10 protein-coding genes are annotated in these 8,658 nt (G+C 58.9%); 2 read left to right on the forward strand and 8 right to left on the reverse strand.

Features of this window, described 5'->3' with window-relative positions; genetic code table 11:
- Positions 1-197: 197 nt before the first annotated feature.
- Positions 198-626, reverse strand: coding sequence for a hypothetical protein (locus ACVWVQ_RS14050; RefSeq protein ID WP_457509060.1), 429 nt, complete (start codon positions 624-626; stop codon positions 198-200).
- An 87-nt stretch (positions 627-713) separates the two neighbouring features.
- On the opposite strand from ACVWVQ_RS14050, the gene ACVWVQ_RS14055 reads away from it, so the two are divergent.
- Positions 714-2,390, forward strand: coding sequence for a hypothetical protein (locus ACVWVQ_RS14055; RefSeq protein ID WP_457509062.1), 1,677 nt, complete (start codon positions 714-716; stop codon positions 2,388-2,390).
- Here ACVWVQ_RS14055 and ACVWVQ_RS14060 read toward each other — a convergent pair.
- From ACVWVQ_RS14060 to ACVWVQ_RS14075, 4 genes are all read right to left on the reverse strand, one after another.
- Positions 2,384-3,592, reverse strand: a complete 1,209-nt coding sequence (locus ACVWVQ_RS14060) for a glycosyltransferase (protein ID WP_414331921.1) — start codon at positions 3,590-3,592, stop codon at positions 2,384-2,386. The two genes, ACVWVQ_RS14055 and ACVWVQ_RS14060, sit on opposite strands and share 7 nt — an antisense overlap.
- A 29-nt stretch (positions 3,593-3,621) precedes the next feature.
- A complete protein-coding gene (locus tag ACVWVQ_RS14065; protein ID WP_414407948.1) occupies positions 3,622-4,035 on the reverse strand; it encodes a PH domain-containing protein in 414 nt (137 codons plus the stop codon).
- A 75-nt stretch (positions 4,036-4,110) separates the two neighbouring features.
- Complete coding sequence (locus ACVWVQ_RS14070) at positions 4,111-4,617, reverse strand: hypothetical protein (protein WP_457509064.1); 507 nt, start codon at positions 4,615-4,617, stop codon at positions 4,111-4,113.
- A 62-nt stretch (positions 4,618-4,679) separates the two neighbouring features.
- On the reverse strand, positions 4,680-5,495 hold the full coding sequence (locus ACVWVQ_RS14075; protein WP_457509066.1) for an ion transporter: 816 nt from the start codon (positions 5,493-5,495) through the stop codon (positions 4,680-4,682).
- A 151-nt stretch (positions 5,496-5,646) separates the two neighbouring features.
- On the opposite strand from ACVWVQ_RS14075, the gene ACVWVQ_RS14080 reads away from it, so the two are divergent.
- Positions 5,647-6,240, forward strand: a complete 594-nt coding sequence (locus tag ACVWVQ_RS14080) for a Maf family protein (RefSeq protein WP_414407950.1) — start codon at positions 5,647-5,649, stop codon at positions 6,238-6,240.
- Here the strand turns inward: ACVWVQ_RS14080 and gatB are convergent.
- From gatB to ACVWVQ_RS14095, 3 genes are all read right to left on the reverse strand, one after another.
- Complete coding sequence (gene gatB / locus ACVWVQ_RS14085) at positions 6,237-7,709, reverse strand: Asp-tRNA(Asn)/Glu-tRNA(Gln) amidotransferase subunit GatB (RefSeq protein ID WP_457509068.1); 1,473 nt, start codon at positions 7,707-7,709, stop codon at positions 6,237-6,239. The genes ACVWVQ_RS14080 and gatB overlap by 4 nt on opposite strands.
- A 148-nt stretch (positions 7,710-7,857) precedes the next feature.
- The gene (locus ACVWVQ_RS14090; RefSeq protein WP_414351467.1) at positions 7,858-8,142 is read right to left on the reverse strand and encodes an acylphosphatase; all 285 of its coding nucleotides are present in this window, start codon (positions 8,140-8,142) and stop codon (positions 7,858-7,860) included.
- On the reverse strand, positions 8,139-8,315 hold the full coding sequence (locus tag ACVWVQ_RS14095; protein ID WP_457509070.1) for a hypothetical protein: 177 nt from the start codon (positions 8,313-8,315) through the stop codon (positions 8,139-8,141). The genes ACVWVQ_RS14090 and ACVWVQ_RS14095 overlap by 4 nt, the downstream gene beginning before the upstream one ends.
- Positions 8,316-8,658 lie beyond the last annotated feature (343 nt).

The following is an 8,658-nucleotide window of genomic DNA, read 5'->3' on the forward strand; positions in this document are numbered from 1 at the left end:
GCGGGATACCGCCATTCTGTTTGGAAACAAACAGAATGCTATCGCTGCATAGTTGAACAGTGATGTTCAGCAGTGTTCAGCGTAAATGTATCAGGTGCTATGCCTACGGCACCTCATACTGCTACCTACTGCTACGCAATGCTTATGGGAACGGGAACCGCACCGCTTTCTCAAGGCTGGGCAAGGATAGGGCGACCTCAGGGATCCCTGAGCAGCACCGTCCCGGTCACCGCAGCACTTTGACCCAACCGGTCGAAGACCCGCAAGCTGAGCAGGTAGGAGCCGGGCACCAAGCTCAGGGGAGGGCGAATGCGGAAGCGGGTTGTACAGAACACCTCTCCAGACACACAATTCACCTGCGCCGCCGATAGCGTCTGCACCTCGATCCCTGACCACGACACCTGAAACGCCAGCTCCGCCGGGATCCGGCCCGGCACCGATACCGAAACCCCCAGCTCCAAAAAGCCGTTCCGATTCACCACAGAAGGAATATCGCTGCTGGTGATCAAAGGCGGCAGCGGAGTACTGGCCGTCAGCGCATCGGCACCACAACCGACCAAGGCCACACCCAGCAGGCCCAGCACCCATCCCCAAGGTTTGGATCCCAGCTTCATCACAGGGTTCATCTGAAAACTCACCTTCTCAGTATAGAGGGCGGGGGCAACAGAGTTAGTGTTGATTCTGGGAAAAGCTAAAAATTTACACTACAGATAGTGGCGAGCTGGATTTTCATCCAGACCATCTGCTACAGTAAGGCCCATAACCTGTCGAGCAGCCTGGATATGGAAGGGGAAGAGGAGCTAAAAGCCTTGCGGGCGCGGGTGCGCAACCTAGAGCGATCCCTCGCCGAATCGGAAGCGCTGTCATTGCAGCAGATTGAGTGCATCCATCGCCTGGAACATCAACTGCTGGAAGCACAGGCCCAGATTCAAGAACGGGATCACGCTCTGCAAGCCTGTCAAGAAGAGAAAGCGCAGCTGGCCCAGCGCCCTACCCTAGAGGCTTTTCAGCTTCAGCAACAGCACATCGAAGAACTGCAGAATCTCCTGTGGGAAATGGAGCGCCGTCCAACGCTGGAGCACTACCACATTCTGCAGCAGCAGTTGCAAACTAGCCAGGCGGAAATTGAAACCCTCAAGGCGGAATTGCAGCGGCGCGTCGATCCGGCCCGATTTTACCAACTGCAGCAGGAGCTCCTGGAGCTGAAACAGCAGGCCAACCAATTGGGAGAATACGCCGTCAAGTTGCCGCAGGTGCAGCTTTTGCAAGCCCAACTGCAGCTCCGCATACAAGAGCTAGAGGAGGAAAAAGCACAATTGCAAGCGCAAATCCAAGAGTTGGCTGCTCGACCTTCTGCCCAAGAACTGGAAACCCTACGGGCAGAGCTAGAGGCTGCCCACCGCCAAGCCGAAGCCGAATGGCAGCGTTTGAAGACCCATCTGGAAACCGAAAAGGCGCACATGGAAGCTGACCTGAACACTGCCCGGCAACGTATTCGCAAATTGGAAGAGCGCCCTACCCCAGAGCAATGGGCACACTTGCAAGCGGAGTTGGATCATCTGCGCCAACAAGCCTCTTTTGCCAAGGCCGAGCGGGCCACCTTGCTGGAAGAGCTGCAGCAGAGTCAGCGACAGCAGGCCGAGCAAGCTCAACAAATTGCCAAACTGGAAGCGGAAGCAGCCCAGGCCGCCCACCTCAGGGAGACAGAGTCCTCGCAGGCGCAGCGAATCCTGGTCTTGGAGGAGCAGGTGCAGGCTTTGACTCGCGAGCTTGGTGCTTTGCGAGCCGAGCGGGATCAGCTTATCCAAGAGTTGGCCCAGCGTCCCACCCTTGCCCAGTGGCAGGAAGTTCAGCAGCAGGTGCAGAGCACCCAAGAAAGCCTGGAAGAAGCCCGGCGGGGGCGAGAACTGGCCGAGGCCCATCATCTGGTCAGCCAAAAGCAAATCGAGAAGTTGCAGCAGCAGGTGATGGCTTTGAAAACCGAGTGCGTGCAGGCCCACGCCTACGCGCAAACCCAAGAAAAGGAAGTAGCTCTGCTGCAGCAGCGCAACCAAGAACTGGAAGAGCAACTGGCCACACTGCGTCAGTCGGCCTCCGCTTCCCCTCAGCCAGCGGTTGTCGAGCCCAGGTCGAATCATCGGGCCCAGGAACGGATTCCTGCCGCGGCTGACGAGTCTGCTCCTTCCCCGGCCACCACCTGGAGAACACCCACCCCAGGGATCCCGCCGCTCACCCTGGACGAGCGGGAAGAAAGTGCTCCACACCGCTGGCGCCAACGGACAGAAAGGCTCCTGAAACGCTCCGCTTTGGCCGCTTCACAGGCAGGGACGGAAACGGGCGGTCGTAGCCGGATTGAGTTGCCGGCTTTTGTGCAGCGGCGGCCCTACTGAGGGCTCCATTCTCGGGGATCCAACCGTTCTCCGGCTTGAAAACGAGGCCAAGCCCAGCGCAACAGGGATCCCAATTGGGCGTGAAATCGCTCCGGGGCAAATTGCAGAGCATGGGCCCGAATCCGCCGGGGATCCCAGTCCTGTCGATCTGCCTGGCGCAGCCCTTCCACCAACGCTTCCACACTGGCTTCGGGGATGAGGATGCCGGTTTGGCCGTGGATGACCGTCTCCCGGACACCTCCCCGGTTGAGGGCAACCACAGGACGACCACAGGCTTGCACCTCCACCGGCACCAGGCCGAAATCCTCCTCCCACGGGAACAGCAGCACCCGGCAATGGGCCAACAGCTCCTGCAGACGGGCTTGCGGTTGATGGGGCAAAAACTCCACCTGCGGCCCCGCCAATCGCTTGAGCCGAGGGAGCTCCGGCCCTTCTCCCACAATCAGCAGACGACGACCCAGCCGTTCACAGGCGGCAATTGCCAGATCCACCCGTTTGTAGGGCACCAATCGGCCCGCCACCAGGTCGTAATCGCCACTGGGATCCGCCACCGGCTCAAACCCCTGCAGCGGAACGGGCGGGTAGATAACAACAGCCTCGCGGCGGTAGAGCTTGGCAATGCGGCGGCGAATGTGCTGGGAGTTGGCGATCAACAGATCTGGACGTTGAGCTGCCAGAAAATCCCACTGGCGCAGGCGGTGCAGCAGCCATTGGCTAATTGTGCGAATGGGCCCGATTCCCCCCAACCCTTCTCGCTGCAGATACAGCTCCCGGTTCTCCCACAGGTAACGGGTGGGGCTGTGGATATAGCTCAGGTGCAGGGTAGAGGCTCCCGTCAGGATCCCTTTGGCAAAGGCGTGGCTGCTGGAGATCACACAGTCATACCCCGAAAAGTCGAAGCTCTCGTAGGCCAACGGCATCCAGGGCAGCAGATACTTGAGGCGGGCGTGATAGTCAGGGCGCAACACCCCCAGCCACTTGGCCCAGCCTTGCAAAAAAGAGGTGTGAATCGACAGCTCCTGCCAGCTCGGCGGCAGGGTGTGAGCCGAGAAGAGACTAACGTAAAGGGGGGCCTGTGGGGCAAAAGCCACCAGCTCCTGCAAAACCTTTTCCGATCCCCCCGGCCAGATCAGGTACTCGTGCACCAGGGCCAGGCGCTCAGGCCAAGCGGGATCCCGGCTGGGAAGAGTGGGGACAGCCACAGGAAGGGATCCCCAAGGGTCAGGCACGGTCAGGACTGGGCAGAGCGGCGTTTTTTGCCAATTGGGCCGCTCACCTGCTTGGCCTTCTCGTCAATCCGCTCGTTGATGTAGTTGTAGATTTCCCGAAAGCGAGGCAAGGCCCGCATCTCCAGGCGACTGCCATCCTTGAGGGTGAGCACCATATCTCCCCACACGCCCAAGCCCCGTGGCACCATGACCACTTTGGCGATCTCGCTGTAGATCACGTCTGAGCGCTCCTTGCCGCCCCACCCCCCGATCACGGTGATGCGACGATTGGTAATCCGATAGTGTACCCACAGCTTGCGCACCAGTGCCCCCACAAACAGAGGCAAGCCGACAAGCGTAGCCCCAATGAAGGAGTTCAGCACCAAATCGCCGCTGTGGGGGCCACCCTCAAAAAAAACCTCCTCTTGCACCGCCATGCAGAGCACCGTCCGGTTGTTTAGAGTGTTGCCGTTAACGATCTTAAACGATTTCTCAGCTTTCCCCAACTGGGGCTAACGGCAGGTTCGGGATTGGGTCAGCCTTCGGACGGCTTGTAGGGAACGGCAGGTGGCCAAGACCAGGTAAACAAACAACACCATCACCACCACCGCCACCGCTGCGGCTCCGGCATTACCCAGCCAGCCCCACCCTTCCAGCCCCGTCAGGGCCACCAAAGCCCAAGAAGCCGGGTGCAGCATTCCCCCCAACAGGAGAATTTGCGAGAGCATTTGCCCAGCCGTAAAGCGGGATCCCAGCACCACCAGGGCCAGTCCGCCGCCGATTTTGATCAACCCCATGTTGCCCAAAAAGGCGTAGCAAATGTGCCAGGCGTACTTTTGTTTGGGCACCTCCTGCCAGAGGAGGGGCTCGGCAGGGATCCCCGAAGCCTCCTGGGGGGCGAGCGGCAACGGCTGAACTTGGCTGAGGATCCAGCCGAGGACAATGGCGGCAACCAGCATCGCCACGCCCGCCTTCACGTTCAGCTTGCCGGGGATGGTTAGCTCGGGGTGGGCCAACATCGCAGATCCTCCTGCAACCCGTCCTAGCCTATCCTGTCTTTGCCCCAAATTGGCCAACAGCCTCAATCCCTTGGATAGAGCAGTGTGCCGCAGCGCTTGCAGAATTGGGCATCCCCATCGTGCTGGGAGAGGCCACAGCCTGGGCAGGCCCATTGCACCGAGTTGCCGCTTTTTACCAGTTGCTTGATCAACTCCCCCACTTGCCAAGGGATCAGGGCTATGCCCGTCAAGATCATCAACACTGTCAGCAGCCGGCCCAGCTCAGAAGTGGGGGTGAGATCCCCAAACCCCACCGTGGTCATGGTAACGACGGAAAAGTAGAAAGCATCCAAAAAGGTGGCAAAAGCGCCAGGATTCACTGGATGTTCTACCTGGTAGATCAGCCCAGAGTAGACGAAAACAATGGCAAAGAGGGTGAAGAAAATGCGCAGCAAAATGCGGCTATCGGCGGAGATCACTTGCCCAAACAGGGTTTTGCCCTCTACCAGGCGCAGCAGCCGCAGGATGCGAAACCAGCGCAAGAGGCGGATGAAGCGAATATCGGTTAGCCCGGCAAAAAAAGGCAAAATGGCCAGCAAATCGATGAGTGAATAGAGGCTGAAGACATAGCGCAACTTCTGCGGGGCCGCTGCCAGTCGGAGCAGATATTCCACCACAAACAAGCCGAGAATGAGGCGATCCACCCGCTCCAGCCAAAGACGTACCTCAGGGGGAATGGGATAGGTTTCCACCACAAAGAAGGTGGACGAACAGAAAACCAGCGCCGCCACCAGCAAGTTCACCCAGCGGCTTTCCGGAGTGTCTTGATCCCCCCAATAGCGCTGAAGGATCCCGGAACGGGCAAGATCGAGATCAGCTTGGGTGGGGAGAGTGGTCACAAACGGGATCCAGCTGGGAAGATATCGGGAGAGTTTCCTTTCGGCGCCCACTCGTCGGCGCATATCAGGCGCACACTAACTAAGCTAATGGAAACTAGCTCATGGAGCGAACTTCCATCCAGCAAACGTCCAGGCTTTGGGTGTTGAGTCGATGTTGCCTCCTATCGTACTGGCCTCGCAATCCGCTGCCCGCCGCCAATTGTTAAAGGCTGCCGGGATCCCCCATCGCGTTCAACCCAGCTACTTCGACGAAAGCCAAATCCAGAGCTCTAATCCGGTGGAGCTGGTGCAGAAGCTGGCCTCGGCGAAAGCCGAAGTGGTGGCGGCCCAGCAACGGGAGCCCGTCTTGGTTGTGGGGGCCGACTCTGTGCTCTACCTAAATGGCGAGATCCTAGGTAAGCCGCCCAATGCCCTAGAGGCGGAACGGCGCTTGCGGCAAATGCGGGGCGAAGTGGGAGAGCTCTACACAGGCCATGCCTTAATTGACACGAAGCAGAACCGTCGCCTCACCCACTATGCGGTGACGCGGGTGTTTTTTGCCAAGCCCAGCGACGAGGAGATCCGCGCCTATGTGGCCACCGGTGAGCCTTTGGCCTGTGCCGGCTGTTTTGCCATCGATGGTCGTGGCAGCCTGTTTGTGGAGCGGATCGAGGGGTGCCCTGGCAATGTGATCGGGCTGAGTTTGCCCCTGCTGCGGCGCATGATCCAGGAGTTGGGCTATTCCCTCACCGATGCTTGGAGCTAGCCGTCGAGGTGTTGCTTGAGCAGGTCGTTGGCCAGCTTTGGATCCGCCCGTCCCTGGGTTTTTTTCATCAATTGCCCGACAAAGTAGCCGAAGAGCTTGGTTTTACCCCCCCGATACTGCTCCAGTTGCTCTGGATTCTCCGCCAACACCTCAGCGATTATCTGCTCCAGAAGATTGCTATCCGAGATTTGGGTCATGCCTTTGGCTTCCACCAGGGCGCGGGCCGACCCGCCTTTTTCCAGCAGTTCCGGCAGGATCTCCTTGGCGATTTTGCTGGAGATGGTGCCCCGCTCGATGAGACCGATCAGCTCGGCCAGGGTTTCCGGCTTCAGGGCAATGTCGGGGTAGTCCAGCTTGTGGGTGTTGAGGTAGCTGGCAATGTCGCTCATCATCCAGTTAGCGGCTGCTTTCGGGTCGGCACCGGCGGCGATCACGGCTTCAAAGTATTCGGCGGTGTTGCGTTCATCGCTGAGGTAGCGGGCATCGTACACCGAGAGGCCGTACACCTCCTGATAACGTCGCCGCTTCACACCGGGCAATTCCGGCAGCTCTGCCCTCCAGCGGGCCTTTTGCGCTTCGGTAACGCGAATCGGCGGCAGATCGGGCTCGGGGAAATAGCGATAGTCGCTGGATCCCTCTTTCTTGCGCATGCTGATGGTGCGCTGGCTGTTTTCTTCCCAAAGGCGGGTCTCTTGCACGATCCGCTCGCCCGCCTCCACAACCTTGACCTGGCGGTTGAATTCGTACTCGATGGCCCGTTGGATGGCGTTGAAGGAGTTCATGTTTTTAATTTCCACCTTCGTGCCAAAGGTCTGGGATCCCAGCGGACGCACCGAGATGTTCACATCACAGCGCAGGGATCCCTCCTGCAGGTTGCCATCACACAGCCCGGCATAGCGCAGGATGCGGCGCAGCTCTTGCACATACTCGGCTGCCTCTTCCCCGCTGCGGATGTCCGGCTCGCTGACGATCTCGATGAGGGGAACCCCCGCTCGGTTGAAATCCACCAAAGAATAGCTGGATCCCGACAGGCGATCGCTGCCAGCATGTACCAGTTTGCCCGCGTCTTCTTCCATGTGCAGACGGGTGATGCCGATGCGCTTGGTGCGACCGTCGCTGAGCTGGATCTCGATCCAGCCGTGGGTGGCAATTGGCAGGTCGTATTGCGAGATTTGGTAGTTTTTGGGCAAGTCGGGGTAAAAGTATTGCTTGCGGTCGAACTTGCTGTAGGGGGCAATGGTGCAATTCAAGGCCAAACCGGCTTTGACCGCGTACTCCAGCACCTTTTCGTTCAACACCGGCAGGGTGCCGGGCAAGCCCATACAAATCGGGTCGATATTCGTGTTGGGGGGAGCGCCAAATGCCGTCGCGCTGCTGGAAAAGATCTTGGAGCGGGTGCTGAGCTGGCAGTGAACTTCCAACCCGATCACAGCTTCATATTGCACTTTGGCGGGGGCAGCAACAGTCATGGGATGGGAAAAACTTGCGGTGTAACCATTCTAGTGCGACCTTGGGGGATCCCAGCTCATGGGCAGTTTCTGAGGACGGCAGCTCAGAACCAGCGGACGAAGCTGAAGTGCTGCAGGTCAAAGAAATCCTTGGAACAGCCAAACTCCTTCAAACGGTAGGGCGAATCTCAAAAGTGGGTAGACCTTCCGGCGGCTCGGAACGTTGCTCAATGGCCTCCACAACCGAACCGGGGCTGCCCTGTTGGCACCAGCGCAGCATGGCCTCCACCGCAGCAGGGGATCCTTCAAAAACGGCCTCGACGCGACCATCCCGCAAGTTGCGCACCCAGCCGCCAACACCGGCATTGCGGGCCATGGCTTCGGTGTGGGCGCGAAACCCCACCCCCTGAACCCGCCCCCGTACCCAGACGTGAACGCGAACCCTGTCACTCATGCCGACGGGGATCCCTCCGTTGTGCTGCAGGGTTCTGGCGGCTCGGTCGGCTTCGCCGGGGTCTCTCGCCGATCCAGCCATTCCACGAGAACGTTGACAAGGACAATCAACCCCAGGATCCCCAGCGAGATCCCACAGGCGTACCCAATCGCTTGCCACAGCACGGGAGACATGAGCCCAACCTCACGAAGAATGCTTGTGCAGAAGAACCCACCCTTCAAGCACCTTAACAGATGCCGGATCCCCAGCGACCTACGGCCCGCTTCGCGAGCATCCATTTTGACCCTTCCAATCCCAAAGGGTTCCCCGCCAGCTCAAAATCTCTGCGCTCGAAAGTTAACAAAACGCGCGGAATTCCCCACCCTCTGTAGGGTGGCGATGGATAGCGCCACTGGATTTGTGGAGCACTCAGAACTAGGTCGTGTTGATCTTATGTTAGGATAGAGAGAATAATTTATAGAGGAAAGAGGATGAAGTTGGTTTTTTTAGATGAAAACAAATGGCAGAAGATATTGG

The sequence above is a fragment of the Thermostichus sp. MS-CIW-36 genome, from assembly GCF_054059035.1.